At 54.8% G+C, this 16,960-nt stretch carries 16 protein-coding genes, 1 other RNA gene and 2 pseudogenes; 13 read left to right on the top strand and 6 right to left on the bottom strand.

Translation table 11 applies throughout. The annotated features are described in order from the left end of the window. The 3 genes and pseudogenes from ACEYDX_RS07820 to ACEYDX_RS07810 all read right to left on the bottom strand — a co-directional run. Nucleotides 1–278, bottom strand: a pseudogene (locus ACEYDX_RS07820) (septal ring lytic transglycosylase RlpA family lipoprotein); the annotation flags it as partial. A 232-nt stretch (nt 279–510) separates the two neighbouring features. After that, a complete protein-coding gene (gene trmL / locus ACEYDX_RS07815) occupies nt 511–975 on the bottom strand; it encodes a tRNA (uridine(34)/cytosine(34)/5-carboxymethylaminomethyluridine(34)-2'-O)-methyltransferase TrmL (RefSeq protein ID WP_373741458.1) in 465 nt (154 codons plus the stop codon). Between the two features lie 65 nt (nt 976–1,040). Beyond that, entirely contained in the window at nt 1,041–1,754 is a 714-nt protein-coding gene (locus ACEYDX_RS07810) for a ComF family protein (RefSeq protein ID WP_373741457.1), read from the bottom strand. 261 nt (nt 1,755–2,015) lie between these two features. Here ACEYDX_RS07810 and bioH point away from each other — a divergent pair, with 261 nt between their 5' ends. Together bioH and ACEYDX_RS07800 are read left to right on the top strand one after the other, a co-directional pair. Then, complete coding sequence (gene bioH, locus ACEYDX_RS07805) at nt 2,016–2,780, top strand: pimeloyl-ACP methyl ester esterase BioH (RefSeq protein WP_373741456.1); 765 nt, start codon at nt 2,016–2,018, stop codon at nt 2,778–2,780. 511 nt (nt 2,781–3,291) lie between these two features. Next, nucleotides 3,292–4,080, top strand: coding sequence for a methyltransferase (locus ACEYDX_RS07800; protein ID WP_373741455.1), 789 nt, complete (start codon nt 3,292–3,294; stop codon nt 4,078–4,080). A gap of 953 nt (nt 4,081–5,033) precedes the next feature. On the opposite strand, the gene deoC is transcribed toward ACEYDX_RS07800, so the two are convergent. After that, nucleotides 5,034–5,699 (bottom strand): deoxyribose-phosphate aldolase, encoded by a 666-nt coding sequence (deoC, locus tag ACEYDX_RS07795; RefSeq protein ID WP_373741454.1) that lies wholly within the window; start codon nt 5,697–5,699, stop codon nt 5,034–5,036. 240 nt (nt 5,700–5,939) lie between these two features. Here deoC and ACEYDX_RS07790 point away from each other — a divergent pair, with 240 nt between their 5' ends. After that, nucleotides 5,940–6,812, top strand: a complete 873-nt coding sequence (locus ACEYDX_RS07790; protein WP_373741453.1) for a pirin family protein — start codon at nt 5,940–5,942, stop codon at nt 6,810–6,812. A gap of 709 nt (nt 6,813–7,521) precedes the next feature. Here the strand turns inward: ACEYDX_RS07790 and rnpB are convergent. Both rnpB and ACEYDX_RS07780 read right to left on the bottom strand, forming a co-directional pair. Further along, an RNA gene (gene rnpB, locus ACEYDX_RS07785) (RNase P RNA component class A) lies at nt 7,522–7,885 on the bottom strand. Between the two features lie 80 nt (nt 7,886–7,965). Next, a complete protein-coding gene (locus tag ACEYDX_RS07780; RefSeq protein ID WP_373741452.1) occupies nt 7,966–9,396 on the bottom strand; it encodes a deoxyribodipyrimidine photo-lyase in 1,431 nt (476 codons plus the stop codon). Nucleotides 9,397–9,841: 445 nt separating this feature from the next. Here ACEYDX_RS07780 and ACEYDX_RS07775 point away from each other — a divergent pair, with 445 nt between their 5' ends. The 10 genes and pseudogenes from ACEYDX_RS07775 to ACEYDX_RS07730 form a co-directional block, all read left to right on the top strand. Beyond that, nucleotides 9,842–10,564 carry a TIGR00730 family Rossman fold protein gene (locus tag ACEYDX_RS07775; protein ID WP_373741459.1) on the top strand — a complete coding sequence of 241 codons (723 nt, stop codon included), beginning with the start codon at nt 9,842–9,844 and terminating at the stop codon, nt 10,562–10,564. A 387-nt stretch (nt 10,565–10,951) separates the two neighbouring features. Next, nucleotides 10,952–11,320, top strand: a complete 369-nt coding sequence (locus tag ACEYDX_RS07770; RefSeq protein WP_373741451.1) for an NADH-quinone oxidoreductase subunit A — start codon at nt 10,952–10,954, stop codon at nt 11,318–11,320. Then, nucleotides 11,311–11,790, top strand: a complete 480-nt coding sequence (locus ACEYDX_RS07765; RefSeq protein WP_373741450.1) for an NADH-quinone oxidoreductase subunit B family protein — start codon at nt 11,311–11,313, stop codon at nt 11,788–11,790. The genes ACEYDX_RS07770 and ACEYDX_RS07765 overlap by 10 nt, the downstream gene beginning before the upstream one ends. Nucleotides 11,791–11,818: 28 nt before the next feature. Next, nucleotides 11,819–12,181 (top strand): VOC family protein, encoded by a 363-nt coding sequence (locus ACEYDX_RS07760; protein WP_373741449.1) that lies wholly within the window; start codon nt 11,819–11,821, stop codon nt 12,179–12,181. 66 nt (nt 12,182–12,247) lie between these two features. Further along, entirely contained in the window at nt 12,248–12,835 is a 588-nt protein-coding gene (locus ACEYDX_RS07755; protein WP_373741448.1) for an NADH-quinone oxidoreductase subunit C, read from the top strand. After that, the gene (gene nuoD / locus ACEYDX_RS07750) at nt 12,828–14,081 is read left to right on the top strand and encodes an NADH dehydrogenase (quinone) subunit D (RefSeq protein WP_373741447.1); all 1,254 of its coding nucleotides are present in this window, start codon (nt 12,828–12,830) and stop codon (nt 14,079–14,081) included. The genes ACEYDX_RS07755 and nuoD overlap by 8 nt, the downstream gene beginning before the upstream one ends. 68 nt (nt 14,082–14,149) lie before the next feature. Then, nucleotides 14,150–14,623 carry an NADH-quinone oxidoreductase subunit NuoE gene (gene nuoE / locus ACEYDX_RS07745; protein WP_373741446.1) on the top strand — a complete coding sequence of 158 codons (474 nt, stop codon included), beginning with the start codon at nt 14,150–14,152 and terminating at the stop codon, nt 14,621–14,623. Nucleotides 14,624–14,710: 87 nt separating this feature from the next. Then, nucleotides 14,711–15,412 carry a glutathione S-transferase family protein gene (locus ACEYDX_RS07740; RefSeq protein ID WP_373741445.1) on the top strand — a complete coding sequence of 234 codons (702 nt, stop codon included), beginning with the start codon at nt 14,711–14,713 and terminating at the stop codon, nt 15,410–15,412. Nucleotides 15,413–15,617: 205 nt separating this feature from the next. Then, nucleotides 15,618–16,025 (top strand): GFA family protein, encoded by a 408-nt coding sequence (locus ACEYDX_RS07735; protein WP_373741444.1) that lies wholly within the window; start codon nt 15,618–15,620, stop codon nt 16,023–16,025. Nucleotides 16,026–16,362: 337 nt separating this feature from the next. Beyond that, nucleotides 16,363–16,960, top strand: a pseudogene (locus ACEYDX_RS07730) (NADH-quinone oxidoreductase subunit F); the annotation flags it as partial.

Here is a 16,960-nt window from a genome sequence, read left to right as displayed (position 1 = left end):
AGGGCGTGTTTGTTGTAACGTTCGCCGCTGGCAGTTTTGCGGCCGTGGAATTTGTCGCCGTAAAACGATGCTTTGCCGCTTTGGCTGAAAGAAGAGACCTTGGTGAGCGGGTTGTAGCGTTTGCCGTTGACTTTATAGCTGCGGTTGGCAGATACGTGCGGCTTTTCGGCTTTGACGACGGCGTCGGCCTGCGCGTCCTGCACGGGAGCGAGCGTGAGCACGGCGGCTGAGAAAACGGCCAGTGCGGCGGAGAGTAAGGTGGGTTTGGTCACAGTCAAAACGTGTTCCGATTCTTGAGTTGGAAGGAAAAAATATTGTTCAGACGGCCTGAATGCCGTGTCGGTACGGCTGCCGCATCCGGCACGGTTTCTGCCGCGCATGGCGGCCGTCTGAAAAAAGCGGCGGCGGGAAAATGTGGGAAAAACCGTTCAGACGGCATCCGTTGTCAGGCCAGGCATGGCAGGCCGTCTGAAAACGGTTTGCCGGACAGGCGGTGTTGCGTTAAAACCGTCAAACCCCGCCCTGATAACCGTTTTGCCGCCATGCTTCAAACAGCATAACGGCAACGGTGTTCGACAGGTTCATGCTGCGGCTGTCGGGCAGCATGGGCAGGCGCAGTTTCTGTTCCGGCGGCAGGCTGCCGAGAATTTCGGTCGGCAGGCCGCGGGTTTCGGGGCCGAACAGAAATACGTCGTCCGGCCTGAATACCGCGCTGTCGGGACGGGTGCTGCCTTTGGTGGTCAGCGCGAAAATGCGGCGGCCTTTCAGGGCTTCAAGGCAGGCGGCGTAGTTTTCGTGTACCGTCAGTTTGGCGAATTCGTGGTAATCCAGCCCCGCGCGTTTCATTTTGGCCGAATCGAGCGGGAAACCGAGCGGCTTGACCAAGTGCAGATCCGCGCCGGTATTGGCGCACAGGCGGATGATGTTGCCTGTGTTCGGCGGGATTTCGGGCTGGTAGAGAACAACGGTAAACATATAAATCAATCACTTAAGGGGACGGAAGATGCCACAGCGCGCTTATGCGCGTCAAAGCGTTTAAGCTAATTTTTCAATCGCGAACGCGCCAGCGTCCAGCAGTAGATTCTGCCTGCGCCCGATTTTTTCAGGCTCCGCGCCAGTTCCGCGAGCGTGGCACCGGTGGTGAACACGTCGTCGATTAACAAAATATTGCAGTCTTTCGGGATAGTGCCTTTGATTTCAAAAGCATGGCGTATGTTTTTACGCCTTTGCGCGCTTTTGAGCGTGCTTTGCGGCGCATGATGCCGTCTGAAAACCGTGTGGCGCGGCAGCACGTTCCAGCCGTAATCCCTGCCCAATTCACGGACGAGTTCGTCACATTGGTTGAACCCGCGTTCCAAGCGCCTGTTTTTGCTCAAAGGCACGGCCAAAACCGCGCCGATGCCGGCATCGGGCAGCCAAGGCGGGGAATGGCGGCGCATCAGCGAGACCAAAGGCGGCAGCATGCCCAAATCGGCGCGGTGTTTGAAAGCATAAACCATGCCGCTGAGCGGCGGTTCGTAATACGCGCTGGCCCACAGTTGTTCAAACGGCGGCGGTTTCTGTTGGCATCGGCCGCATACCGTACCGCCGATGCTTGCGGAAAAGCACAGCGGGCAACTGTTTGCGCTGTCGGTGAACAAATGCGGCAAATCCGCCGCGCAGCCTTCGCACAGGCCGTCTGAAAGTGCGCGACCGTGGCATAATACGCATTGCCTGATGCGGAAAAAACCGCTGATAATGGAAAAGAAAGACATACCCGTATCGGTGTGAAAATATTGTTTTAAAAAGAAAAAATCGGTTGTGGCGTGCGTTGTGGAACGGTGGCCGCGTTTGCCGCGCGGTGCGCCGTATTCCGTCTGTCAGCCGCAGTGATGGCCGGTGCGGACGGAATTCCGATGCCGCTGGCTCCGAATATTGCGGGCCGAACGGTATTTGCCGAAACCGTCAAACGGAATGTTTGCCCACGGCAATCGTTTGCCCGCTTGCCCACCACAAATATAAGGAAACCTGCCCCGATGCCGTCTGAAAACGCACACCCGCCCGCCCTGCAAAATGCCTGCCTGATTCACGGCTGGGCGGCCAACCGCCATGCGTTCGACAGTTTCATTCCCCATCTGCCCGAATCTTGGCGGGTGCGGGCGGTTGACCTGCCCGGCCACGGCGGTGCGCCGTTCGGCGGGCGTTTCGACATCGAGGAAACCGCCGATGCGCTGGCCGCACGGATGGAAAACGGTTCGCACGTTTTGGGCTGGTCGCTCGGCGGGCTGGTTGCGCTGTTTATCGCCGCACGCCATCCCGAAAAAGTGCGCTCGCTGTGCCTGACCGCCACGTTTGCCCGCTTTACCGCCGACGAAGGCTATCCCGAAGGCTTGGCGCAGCCCGCACTGGCCAAAATGAGCGGCGCGTTCAAACAGGATTATGCGAAGTATATCAAACAGTTTTTCCAGTTGCAGTTGCTCAATACACCAAACGCGCAGGCCGTGCTCGACAAAATCCTGCCCGACACCGTGCGCCACGGCGTGCCTTGTGCGCTGGATGCCGCGCTCGAAGCCGTCAACCGTGCCGACGCAAGGCCGCTGCTGGCCGGCATCGAGACTCCCGTGCTGCTGGTGTTCGGTGACAAAGACAGCATCACGCCGCCGCGAATGGGGGATTATCTGCACCGCCATCTGCCGCACAGCGAGCTGCATATCATGGCCAAAGCCGCCCATGCCCCGTTTTTGAGCCATGCGGAAGAATTTGCGGCGTTGTGGACGGCGTTTGTGGAAAACGTGGCCTGAACCGTGGGCGATAGACAACGCTGTCGGGCCTGCGAAGGCGAAAACCTTAGGCAAATCATTGCGCCATGATGTTTCTGCTGCGCATTGATGCGGGGGATAGGCCGTCTGAACGTTTGCCGCCGTTGCCGGTTTCGTTGAAATAGCCGCAGGGTGCATCCGCAGGCAGCGTTTTTTATTGGCTGTACTTTAGCATTTGGCTGTGTACGCATCGCATATTGATGGGGTGTCGTTTAACCGTCATTCCCGCGCAGGCGGAAATCCATGCTTAATCTTCACAAGCGCATGAATAAAAAAAGTTTCCTAAATATCGGACATGGATTCCTGCGACGGTATCGCCGACTCATCACCCAAACGCAACCTGAGACCGATACAGCCCTTACGGAAAAGGCCGTCTGAAAAGACCCTCCGTTTTCAGACGGCCTGATGCGGCAGACTTAGCGGTTTGCCGAACCGTTTATCCGCAACCGATTGTTTTCCCTTAAAATCCTTCAATCCGTATCCAATCAAAACCATGAATACCGACCGCTGGCAAATCCACCGCCATCTTGCCGAAACCACCGACCAACGTCTCGAATTCGTGCGCCGCGAGCCGCAGAACATCTGTCTTGTCGGCGCGGATGCCGACATCAGCCGCAGCCTGCTGGCCGCGCGTTATCCCAAAGCCGCGTTTTCCGAATACGACCCGCGCCCTGAATTTTTACAGGCCGCCGCCGCCGCGCGCAAAGACGGGTTTTGGCGGAAATTCGCCGGCAAAACCGTGCCGCAAACCTGCCTGCCCGTTGCTTCCCCGCTGCCCGAAGCCGCGGCGGATATGCTGTGGGCCAACCTTTCCCTGATTACGGCGGATGACTTGCCCGCCGCGTTTTTGTCGTGGTCTAAAGCATTGAAAACAGACGGATTACTGTTTTTTACCCATTTCGGCCGCGATACGCTGGCCGAGCTGAAAGGCCGTCTGAAAGCTCAGGACATCGCTTGCGAAACCCCCGTTTTGGTCGATATGCACGACTTGGGCGATATGCTCGCGGGCAACGGTTTTTACGACCCCGTTACCGATACCGCCAAACTCGATTTGGGCTATACCAAGGCCGAAACCTTTTGGCTCGATATGGAAACGTTGGGCATCTGGCGGGCATCGGTGTTTTCCGACGAAGCCGCCGCCCGCGCCGCCGTAGACAGGATATTTGCCGGAGAAGGCCGTCTGAACATCACGCTGGAAACGGTTTACGGCCATGCGCTGAAAAAACTGACGCTGCCCGAAGGGGAGCGGGCGGTTACGTTTTTTCCGAAACGGAACGGATAAAAGGCATTGTTATATCAGGGAATTTTTGGTACAACAGGAAAGTTCGACCGGAAAACGGCTGTGGTAGTTAAGGCTGTCTGAAAAATGTTTTCAGACGGCCTTTTGTATGTATGGTTCGGATGGGCTGTTTGTGCGGTTACGTTCTGGAAAATCGCCCCCAAGATAACGCAGACGGAGTTCGATGGCCGCCGTTTGTACCGTTACGTTCCGTGAACGGAAACCGGCCGCACCTGCTTATCCGACTTCGTGTCTGTGTCATCCCATTACAGCCCCGCCCGCCGTTATTCCCGTACAGGCGGGAATCCTGTCTTGAAATTTCAGGCAGTTCAACCTTGTAGGTACGGTTAGCCGTTTTCAGACGGCGTAACCGTACGCAACGTTTTCAAATAGTCCAAATAGGGTATTTTGACAGTTGTCGGTAAGTTTCTTTTCTTGAAAGATGCCGGTTTTTTATATTTTTAGAAAAGATAATTATCCGTGAAATGCATAAACAAGACCGGTAAATACCATGGCCAACATTGCATACAATAAATTCAGATTAAATTTCTCTTTCGGAACCAATTTATTTATATTCAATGCATTGGATGACATCATCAAGAAGAAGAAAATACCTAAAAAAATAAGCGACCATTTCATTGTATGCTGTCCATTAGTTGCAGAAATTGAAACGAACTGAATGGTATGATTGGTTGGTCAGATATGATTGAAAAAAGTTCTGATAATAAAAAATTACTAAAACGCAATCGGCCGTAATGAATTTTGACTAAATATATTTAGAAAATCGAGTATCTTACCGAGCGTTTGGTTTTAATTTTTATGAGACTGAACCGCGGGTTTCCCTTTGCCGCCGATAGCGGCAAGCGTGGGGGTGACGGGCGTGCAGACATCTGTTTTTACGGCGTTTTCCTGCGGATTTCGAGCCTGCCGTGCGGCAGGCTCGGGTCAGACAGGGTTCAATAACCGCCGTTGTCTGCGGCTTTGCCGCCGAGTAATGCTGCGCCTGCGGATGCGCCGATGCGGTCGGCACCTGCGGCAACCATGGCTTCCAAATCGGCGGCGGTGCGGATGCCGCCCGAGGCTTTCACGCCGAACGATGCGCCGACGCATTCGCGCATCAGCCGCACGTCTTCCGCTTTTGCGCCGCCGGTGGAAAAGCCGGTGGACGTTTTCACGAAATCCGCGCCCGCGGCCACGGCGCATTCGCAGGCGCGGCGGATTTCTTCGGGCGTGAGCAGGCAGGTTTCCAGAATCACTTTGAGCAGCGCGGGTTTGGCCGCTTCCGCAACGGCGGCGATGTCGGCCCGGACTGCCGCCCAATCGCCGTCTTTGGCCAAGCCGATGTTCATCACCATGTCGATTTCGTCGGCACCGTCGGCCACCGCCGCACGGGTTTCAAAGGCTTTGGTCTGTGTGGAAGACGCGCCGAGCGGGAAGCCGACGACGGTGCACACTTTCACGCCGGAGCCGGCCAGCAGGGCTTTGGCTTCGGCCACGCGCGAGGGGTTGACGCATACCGACCAAAAGCCGTATTCCGCCGCTTCTCGGCAGAGTTTTTCGATTTGCGCTCGGGTGGCGGCGGCGGCAAGCTGGGTATGGTCGATGAGTTTGGCGTTGTTCATGGGATGTTCCTGTGTTGGTCGGTAAAAGGTAAAGGATAGTATGAGGCCGTCTGAAACCGTTTTCCGGCATGAAAGCCCGTTTGCGGAACGGCCGAGCGGTTTGCACCACAGTATCAAACCTGTGCCTGCTTCACAAGTTTCCATGTTATTGATACAGTTAATCCCACACGAAAAACCGATAAACAAATTCAACAGGCCGTCTGAAAAACGGTTTCAGACGGCATCAGGAAAGGACGCATCATGAGAAACATCCGCCGAATCTACAACGCCCCGCAAACCCATTGGGTAGGCAACGGCTTTCGCGTTGCCCCGCTGTTTTCCCATATGGGCGACGACAAACATACCGATCCGTTTCTGATGCTCGACTACGCTGCCCCGATGGAATTCGTGCCAAACAGCAGCCATCCGCGCGGCGTGGGCGAACACCCGCACAAAGGCTTTGAAACCGTAACCATCGCCTACCACGGAGAAGTGGCGCACCGCGACGGCAGCGGCGCGTCCGGCGTGATTGAAGCGGGCGACGTGCAATGGATGACCGCGGGCAGCGGCACCGTTCACGAAGAATTCCACGCCGAATCCTTCGGCAGGCGCGGTGGCCTGTTTGAAATGGCGCAGCTTTGGGTCAACCTGCCCGCCAAAGACAAAAACGTTCCGCCGCGTTACCAACATCTCAAAGCCGCCGACATTCCCGTTGTCCCGCTCGACAACGGCGCAGGCCGCATCCGCCTGATAGCGGGCGAATACCGGGGCAGCAAAGGCGTAGCCGACACCTTTACCGAAATGAACGTGTGGGACGTGGCCGTGGAAGCAGGCACGGAAGCCGAACTCGTTTTGCCCGACAACCACAACCTGATGCTCGTGATACGGCGCGGCGCGGTGGAAATCAACGGCAGCCGCAAAGCCGGCGAAACGCAGCTGGTAACGTTTGAAACCGAAGCGGGCGCAATCCGCCTGAAAGCCGTTTCAGACGGCCCTGCCGAGCTGATTCTCCTGAGCGGCGTTCCGATCGGCGAACCCGTTGCCGCCCACGGCCCGTTTGTGATGAACACCCGCGACGAGCTGATGCAGGCGTTTAGGGATTATCAGGCAGGGAAATTCGGTTCGCTGGATTGACGGCATCCCGTTGTAATCCTGCGCCAAAACGGCAAGGCCGTCTGAAAACATTTTCAGACGGCCTTTCATCGTAATCTCCATACGTTTGCCTGAACTGTTACGGGTATTTCATATCCGATTGTTTCGGCATCCGGTTTGACATTCAGAATGTTTGGCCGGGCATTTGGAATGTTTCAGACGGCGTTGCTGCGGGACGGTGTTGATATGGAAGGTAACCTTTGATTATTTAATTCTTCAATGAGATTGGTTTCCGTACGTCATTCCCGCGCAGGCGGGAATCCAGACGGTAAATCTTAAGAAACCGATGTTCTGAACGGTATCCGAACCCAAAAACTTTCTGGATTCCCGCCTGCGCGGGAATGACGGCGACGGACGACGATACTGTCGTGTCATTGTATGGCTCGGATACGGCTTGGTTTGCTGGTTGTGTTTGGATGAGGCATTGATGAGTCATACCGTCATCCCCACGAAAGCGGGAATCCATGGCAGATATTTTCAAATGATTGAATCAAAAAGATTTTTTTCAAGCTGAAGATGGAAGACGGATGACTACCGTGCGGCAATGACGGTTGCAAACGGCATTGCATCAATCAATACGCCGTGCAAATACGGGCCTTTGTTTGACCGTCGTCCAACCAATCCCAATCCCCGGCCAATAAAAACCTAAGGCCGTCTGAAAACATTTTCAGACGGCCTTGAATCATTCGGGCACACAGCCAAGACGGTAAGCCGGGTTCTGTCGTGAACAGCCATTCCTCTAGGCGCATGATTGCTCATGCGCTCAAGCAACCTACCCGAACGCTCGGCGGGCCGCGTCAATGCGTTCTGTTTGGTCTTGCTGCGGATGGGGTTTAGCCTGCTGCGCCTTGTTGCCAAGTGCACGGTGCGCTCTTACCGCACCTTTTCACCCTTGCCTGTGCCGCCTGTTCGGACGGCCATCGGCGGTTCTGCTCTCTGTTCCACTTTCCGTCGCGTTGCCGCGCCCGGCCGTTAGCCGGCATCCTGCCCTGTGCAGCCCGGACTTTCCTCCCCGCAGGCTTTACGCGCTGCGCGGCGGCTGTCTGTCCTGCCTGTGTGCGGGGCGGATTATAGCATAAGGTCGTCTGAAAACGGGTTTCAGACGGTCTTGCGGGTTAAGGGGCAACCGCACTTTTCAGTGGCCGGCAGCGGCCTTGTCTTTCACGGCTTTGAACATGGCAATGGCTTTTTCCCTTTGTTCGGCATGGCTGACGACGGGGGCGGGGTAGTCGTGGGTGTCGATGCTGTTTTTGGCCAGCCAGGGCGCGTGGATGGTGTCTTTGCCGAGATGGGCGAGTTCGGGAACGTAGCGGCGGATGAAGTGGCCGTCGGGGTCGTATTTCTGCGACTGCAACACGGGGTTGAATACGCGGAAGTAGGGCTGTGCGTCGCAGCCCGTGCCCGCCGCCCACTGCCAGTTGCCGCTGTTGGCGGCAAGGTCGTAATCCATCAGGTGTTCGGCAAACCAGCGCTCGCCGTGCCGCCAGTCGGTGAGCAGGTCTTTGGTCAGGAAGCAGGCGGCAACCATGCGCAGGCGGTTGTGCAGGGTGCCGGTTTTGATCAGGCAGCGCATGGCGGCATCGACGAGCGGATAGCCGGTTTGCCCGCGTTGCCAGCGTTCCAGCCATAAGGGATTGTTTTCCCAAGTTAAATCACGGTATTCGGTTCGGAAGTTTTCTGTGGCGGCATGGGGAAAATGGAACAGTATCTGCATAAAAAATTCGCGCCAAACCAGTTCGGAAAGCCAAACGCTTGCGCCTTCGCAGTCGGCCTGTTTGGCGAGAAAGGCCAGATGGCGCGGCGAAAGCAGGCCGAAACGCAGATAGGGCGAAAGGTTGCTGCCGCCCTGTTTGCTCGGAAAATCGCGGGTCAGGCCGTAATCGGCGATGTGGGAAAGGAAACGGCCGAGCTGTGCCTGTGCCGCCGTTTCGCCCGCTGCAAACGGCGAAGGCTGGGGTTGGAAACCCAAATCGGCACACGCCGGCACGGGCGGCGGGTTGCGGGCGGCATCGGGCAGGGCCGTCTGAAGCCGTGCGGCCGCAGCCCAATCGTCGGCAGGCTGCCATGCGGCGTAACGTTGGGCGTAAGTTTGCAGCCATGCGTTTTTATAGGGCGTAAAAACGGTATAAGGCCGTCCTTGGCTGCTCATCACATCGGCTTTGGCAAACACCGCTTGGTCGGTAACGCGCACGAATTCGCGGCCATCTGCATCCAAAACCCGCCAAATGCGGTTATCGCGCTCGATGGCGGCAGGCTCGTAATCTTCTGCGCACACCACAGCGGCGGCGTTCAGACGGCCTGCCAGCGCAGGGATTTCCTTTTCCGCCCGTCCGTGCAATACCAACAGCGGAATGCCTTTTTCCGTCAACGCGGCTTGCAGCTCGGCCACGCTGTCGCGGATAAAGCCGATGCGGCGGTCGTCGCGGCTCAAATGGTCGAGAATACCGGTGTCGAACACAAACACCGCAGCCACGGGCAGGCCGCGCCGTATGGCGGTTTGCAGGGCGGTGTTGTCGAAAACGCGCAAATCGCGGCGCAGCCAGACAAGGGTAACGGGTTGGGACATGGAAAGGCCGTCTGAAAAAAGGTGGGCGGGTATTTTAACGTAAAGAGAAGGGGCGGACGATATGGTGTGTTGTTCCGGTTTTCTTAAATCTTGTGCCGCTGCCGCCTGTAAAAACGGTTGCACGGTCGGGCGGAATGGCAAGCGAAGTGTTTGACCGCGCAAGCCGGTTGCGGAAGGCGGTGTTTGTACGGTATGCCGATTGATGCGGCACTGTCCGCAACCGTGATTTCCGTGTAGGCGGGAATCCTTGTCCCCAAAATTTAAGAAACTTTTTTGATTCATGAGCCTGTGGATATTAACGGTGGATTCCCGTCTGCTTGGAAATCACGGTACCGGTATCATCGGCACATTATTCGGACACAGCCTTGCGAAAAGGCCGTCTGAAAACTTTTCAGACGGCCTTTGCTATAATGCCCGCTTTCCCCCAACCAGCCGAGCCGTTCCCATGACCCTTTACAAAAAGCTGCCGTATCCCGTTTTGCCCGAAAACACCCGCCGCGATATTCAGGCGCGGGAGTCTTATCATTTATTGAAGATTATTTCCGAATTCGTCGAAGCGGGCGAAGAGTTGCGGGCGATTCAGCCTGCGGTCAGCATTTACGGCAGTGCGCGAACGCCGGAAAACCATCCCGACTATGCGTTTACCGAAAGCCTGTCGCGCAAATTGTCGGATGCCGGATTCGCCGTGATTTCGGGCGGCGGGCCGGGGATTATGGAAGCGGCGAACAAAGGCGCGTTTGCGGGCAGAAGTCCCGCCGTCGGGCTGAACATTGTGTTGCCGCACGAACAGGCCGCCAATCCGTATCAAGACTTATCGATTAAATTCCAGCATTTTCTCCCGCGCAAAGTGATGTTTGTGAAACACGCGGTGGCGTATGTGGTCATGCCCGGCGGTTTCGGCACGCTTGACGAACTGTTTGAAAGCCTGACGCTGGTGCAGACCGGCAAAACGCCGCAGCGGCCGATTATTCTGGTGGGCAGCAGTTTTTGGAAAGGCCTGCTCGATTGGGTCAAAGACCAACTCCTGATGCGAGGCCTGATTTCGGAACAGGATTTGGATTTGATGCAGGTTATCGACAGCGAAGACGAAATCATCGCCGAAATTTTCGCGCAATACGAAAACCGCAACGAAGCACTCGAAAGCAGCGCATGGGCACTCGGTTTGTAAAATTAGGGTAAAACACGGCAGGCCGTCTGAAAATCACAGAGTACGGTTTTCAGACGGCCTTTCGGTATTCTGAATACCGCAGAAAACAGGTCAAGTATTGCGGGCGGATAATTATGCAGAAGTTATCCGTTTGTTTTTTAATTTAAAACCGTTATACATGCCGGCAATACACATTTTTTTTGTAGTACATTGATATATGTGTTTTCAATAAGAAAATTTCGCCATAAATCAATATCGATAATCGTTATCAAAAAATCTTTGAATTTATTGGATTTTTTGCGCGGATTGAGATGCTTTCAACTTTTAAGAAGATTGGAAATTGGTTAAAATTAGAAACTATTTGCTGCTATTGCATTTATTTCAATATAAACAAACAGGTATACAACCATGTTGGCCAACTACTTACCCGTTTTAATCTTTCTGCTGGTCGGGCTTGCCGCAGGGGTGCTGTTCATCCTGCTCGGCAACATTCTCGGCCCCAAGCGCCATTACCACGAAAAAGACACGCCGTTCGAATGCGGTTTCGAAGCCTTTGAAAACGCGCGTATGAAGTTCGACGTGCGATACTATCTCGTGGCGATTCTGTTTATCCTGTTTGATTTGGAAGTGGCGTTTATGATTCCGTGGGCGGTCGTGTTCAAAGACCTGATGGTCGAAACGGGGGCTTATGCGTTTTGGTCGATGTTTGTGTTCATCGTGATTCTCACGGTGGGCTTTATCTATGAATGGAAGAAGGGTGCGCTGGAATGGGAGTAGAAGGCATTTTGAACAAAGGCTTCGTAACCGCCAGCGCGGATACGGTGCTCAATTATGTGCGCACGGGTTCGCTGTGGCCGGTTACTTTCGGTTTGGCCTGCTGTGCGGTGGAAATGATGCACGCGGGCATGGCGCGTTACGACCTTGACCGCTTCGGCATTATTTTCCGTCCGTCGCCGCGCCAGTCCGACCTGATGATTGTGGCGGGTACGCTGACCAACAAAATGGCGCCTGCCCTGCGCCGCGTGTACGACCAGATGGCCGAGCCGCGTTGGGTTTTGTCGATGGGATCGTGTGCCAACGGCGGCGGTTATTACCACTATTCCTATTCCGTGGTACGCGGTGCCGACCGTGTGGTGCCGGTGGACGTATATGTGCCCGGCTGCCCGCCTACCGCCGAAGCCTTGATTTACGGCCTGATTCAGCTTCAAGGCAAAATCAAGCGCACTTATACGATTGCGCGGAATTAGTTTTCAGGCAGCCTGAAAGGCAATGACGATGAACTACGACAATTTTTTCTTTCCTGCAAATGATTTAGTCACTAGTAGACAGTTTTATCAAGACACGTTGGGTTTGGTTGTAAAGTTTGATTTTTCCGAACGCGGAATGTTGGCATTCAAGGTAGGCAATGAAGAAGCGGCCCTTATCTTGAAAGACAAAAACAAATTTCCCGAAGCTAAACCGACTGTTTGGATAGAAGTGGAAGATGTACATGAAGCGTATGCTCGGTTTCAACCCAAGGGTGTAAATTTTTTGAGTGCGCCTTTCCGCATTCCTACGGGTTGGGCAGTAGAATTTACTGACCCGGCAGGCAACGTTCTAGGCTTTACCGATTACCGCAAAACAGATGAACAGCCATAACCCCCTTTTTAGGCAGCCTGAAAACCACAGACTGCCGAAACCCAACTTTTAAAACAGGAGCGCGACATGCACGCAAACGATTTATACGCAACCGCGCAGCGCGTTTTGGGCGGTAAAGCCGCCAAAGTCATTTTGGCCTTGGAAGAGGTAACCGTAGAATGCCTGCCTGAACACTACCGCGACGTGATGACCACGCTGCGCGCCCATGCCGAACTGCATTTTGAAAGCCTGATCGACCTGTGCGGCGTCGATTACAGCACCTACAAAAACGAAGTTTGGCCGGGCAAACGCTTTGCCGTAGTAAGCCAGCTTTTGTCCGTGGCCAACAACCAGCGCATCCGCGTGCGCGTGTGGGCGGAAGATGATGATTTCCCTGTGGTGGAATCCATAGTCGACATTTACAACAGCGCGGACTGGTATGAACGCGAGGCCTTCGATATGTACGGCATCCTGTTCAACAACCATCCCGATTTGCGCCGTATCCTCACCGATTACGGTTTTGTCGGCCACCCGTTCCGCAAAGATTTCCCGATTTCCGGCCATGTGGAAATGCGCTACGACGAAACCGAAAAACGCGTCATTTACCAACCCGTAACCATCGAGCCGCGCGAGATTACCCCGCGCATCGTCCGCGAGGAGAACTACGGTGGCTAAACTCAGAAACTACACCATCAACTTCGGCCCGCAGCACCCCGCCGCCCACGGCGTATTGCGCATGATTTTGGAGCTGGAAGGCGAAACCATCGTCCGCGCCGACCCGCATATCGGCCTGCTGCACCGCGGCACCGAAAAACTCGCCGAAACCAAAACCTACCTGCAAGCCATGCCCTATATGGACAGGCTCGACTACGTTTCCATGATGGTCAACGAGCAGGCATACTGTTTGGCGGTGGAAAAACTCGCCGGTATTGATGTTCCCATTCGCGCCCAATACATCCGTGTCATGTTCGCCGAAGTAACGCGCATCTTGAACCACCTGATGGGTGTCGGCGCACACGCGCTCGACATCGGCGCGATGACCGCCATTCTTTACGCCTTCCGCGACCGCGAAGAACTGATGGACTTATACGAAGCGGTTTCCGGCGCACGTATGCACGCAGCTTACTTCCGCCCCGGCGGCGTGTACCGTGATTTGCCCGACTTCATGCCCAAATACGAATCCAGCAAATTCCGCAACGCCAAAGTGCTGAAAGAGCTGAACGAGTCGCGCGAAGGCACCATGCTCGACTTTATCGACGCCTTCTGCGAACGCTTCCCCAAAAACATCGACACCCTCGAAACCCTGCTCACCGACAACCGCATCTGGAAACAGCGCACCGTCGGCATCGGCGTGGTTTCCCCCGAACGCGCCATGCAGAAAGGCTTTACCGGTGTGATGCTGCGCGGTTCCGGCATCGAATGGGACATACGCAAAACAGCCCCGTATGACGCCTACGCCAACGTCGATTTCGACATCCCTGTCGGCGTAAACGGCGACTGCTACGACCGCTACCTCTGCCGCATGGCCGAAATGCGCCAGTCCGTCCGCATCATCAAACAATGCGCCGACTGGCTGCGCGCCAACCCCGGCCCCGTTATCACCCAAAATCACAAATTCGCCCCGCCCAAACGCACCGACATGAAAGAGGGCATGGAAGATTTGATCCACCACTTCAAACTCTTTACCGAAGGCATGCACGTTCCCGAAGGTGAAACCTACACCGCCGTTGAACACCCCAAAGGCGAATTCGGCGTGTACATCATTTCAGACGGCGCGAACAAACCCTACCGCCTGAAAATCCGCGCCCCCGGCTTTGCCCACCTGCAAGGCATGGACGAAATGGCACGCGGTCACATGCTCGCCGACGTAGTGGCGATTATCGGTACCCAAGACATCGTGTTCGGGGAAGTTGACCGTTAGATAACCGAAAAGGCCGTCTAAAAAACAGGCCGTCTGAAAACCGAATAAACAGAAATCAGGTGCAAACCATGTTATCCGCACAATCCTTACAGCAAATAGACACCGAACTGGCCAAATACCCCGCCGACCAACGCCGCTCTGCCGTGATGGGCGCGCTGCGTATCGCCCAAACCGAACTCGGCTGGCTGAAACCCGAAACCATCGAGTTCGTCGCCAACTACATCGGCATCGCCCCCGCCGCCGCCTACGAAGTCGCTACGTTCTACAACATGTACGACCTCGCTCCCGTCGGCAAATACAAACTCACCGTCTGCACCAACCTCCCCTGCGCCCTGCGCGGCGGTGTGGACGCAGGTGAATACCTGAAGCAAAAGCTTGGCATCGGCTACGGCGAAACGACTTCAGACGGCCTGTACACGCTGGTAGAGGGCGAATGCATGGGCGCGTGCGGCGATGCCCCCGTAATGTTGGTAAACAACCATAAAATGTGCAGCTTTATGGATGCGGAAGCGATTGAAGCGAAATTGGCGGAGTTGCAGTAAAGGCCGTCTGAAAGCATTCAGGCCAAAACCGAAAGAAACCGTTAAGGTTAGGTATGTCCCTTCAACTTAAATCATTAGGAAAACATTATGTTTACACTCTATTCATCTCCCGGTACGGCCGACGCGCGCAGTCTTTCGCCTTTCGCATGGAAAGCCGAAGCCCTGTTGAAATTAAGCGGCAAGCCTTATCAGGTTGAATATCCTGCCGATTTTTCCGATATGCCTTACGGCAAAGTTCCCGTATTGAAAGACGGTGGCAAACTCATTCCGGATTCATCACTCATTCAGCAATATTTGGAACAGCATTACGGCTTGGATGTGGACGGGCATTTGACCGCCGAACAAAAAGCCATTGCCCAAGCATTCCGCCGCATGACGGAAGAACACCTGTATTGGACAAATGTTTACGCCCGTTGGTTGACCGCAGAAGGCAAATCGTTTTTGATGAAAAACGTGTTTGCCGCGCTACCCGAAGAAGTCCGCGAACCTGCGTTTGCCCAAATCGCAGAAAAATCGCGCCGGCAACTGGATATGCACGGCATCGGCAAACATCCGCAAGAGCAGATTTACGCATTCGGTTGTGCCGATATTGAAGCCATTTCAACGTATCTGGGCGGTAAAGATTTCTTTTTCGGCGATAAAATCAGCTCGCTGGATTGCGCGGTTGCACCGGTTGTCGCAGGTTTTCTCGACAACGATTTTGCCACGCCGATGTCCGATTTAATCCGCAGCATGCCTAATCTTTCGGCGTATGTGGAACGCTTTGACAAAGCGGTGTTCGGCGGATAAACAATAGTAGGTTGGGTCTTGACCCAACAAAACCATTAAAGGCCGTCTGAAATATTTGCCAACCCAAACGGCAAAATTTCAGGCAGCCTGATGATAAAGAGTAGGGTGGGTGTAAACCCACCAAAAAGAAATTTCAGACGGCCTGTTAAAGCTACCTGAAAAGGCCGTCAGAACGTCCAAATAGAGAGATTGAGAAGGAACAAAAATGGAAGCCAAATGCCTGTGCGGTGCCGTTTCGCTGGAAGTCGAAACCAATCACAAACTGGATGCCTGTCATTGCGGCAAATGCCGCACTTGGGGCGGCTCTGCCGCCATTACCCTGTCTGCCCGTAATCCGAAGATTTCAGGCGCGGAACACATCGGCCGTTACCGCTCGTCCGAGTGGGCGGAGCGCTGTTTCTGCAAACAATGCGGCACGCACCTGTTTGTGCAGGTGGGCGACGATTATTACATCAACGCCGGATTGTTTGCCGACCATGCCGGTTTCGAGTTGGAAAGCCAAATTTTTATTGATTGCAAGGCATCGTATTACGAGTTGGCCAACGACACGCAGAAACTGACCGAAAGCGAGTTTCTGGCCATGATAGGCGCGTGTTCGCCGCAGCAAGTGTAGATGGATTTGTTCCGAAAAAACCATTAAAGGCCGTCTGAAATATTTACCAACTCAAACAACAAAATTTCAGGCAGTCTGATGATAAAGAGTAGGGCGGGTGTAAACCCACCGACAAAAACTTCAGACGGCCTGTTAAGGCTGTTTGGAAACACAACGTAGGTTGGGTTGCAAACCCAACATTGCCGATACAAAAGGCAGCCTGAAATGAAAAATAAAACGTAAAAAATATCAGCAACCTGAATAATTACCCCAACAAAAAGGCCGTCTGAAACCCATGCGCCACCAGCCGTGTATTTCAGGCAGCCCCAACCGAACAAACCCAAAATAGGCAAACCAAATGGCTATTTACCAATCAGGCGTAATCTTTGACCGCGTGGACACCCGCGCCCCCGACTGCTGGACGCTCGCGGCCTACCAAGCGCGCGGCGGCTATCAGGCCTTGCGCAAAATCCTCAGCGAAAAAATCTCGCAAAACGAAGTCATCGAAGAAGTAAAAACCTCCGGCCTGCGCGGGCGCGGCGGCGCGGGTTTCCCGACCGGTTTGAAATGGAGCTTTATGCCCCGTTCCTTCCCCGGCGCGAAATACGTCGTCTGCAACACTGACGAGGGCGAACCGGGCACGTTCAAAGACCGCGACATCATCATGTTCAACCCCCACGCGCTGATTGAAGGCATGATTATCGCAGGCTACGCCATGGGTGCGGAAGCGGGTTACAACTACATCCACGGCGAAATTTTCGAGGGCTACCAACGCTTCGAAGAAGCCCTTGCCGAAGCCCGTGCCGCAGGCTTTTTGGGCAAAAACATCATGGGCTTGGGCTTCGATTTCGAGCTGTTCGCCGCCCACGGCTACGGCGCCTACATCTGCGGCGAAGAAACCGCGCTGTTGGAAAGCTTGGAAGGCAAAAAAGGCCAGCCGCGCTTCAAACCGCCGT

Source organism: Neisseria sp., assembly GCF_041804105.1.
In the GTDB taxonomy this organism is placed as follows: domain Bacteria; phylum Pseudomonadota; class Gammaproteobacteria; order Burkholderiales; family Neisseriaceae; genus Neisseria.
This window is presented reverse-complemented; position numbering and strand designations above follow the sequence as displayed.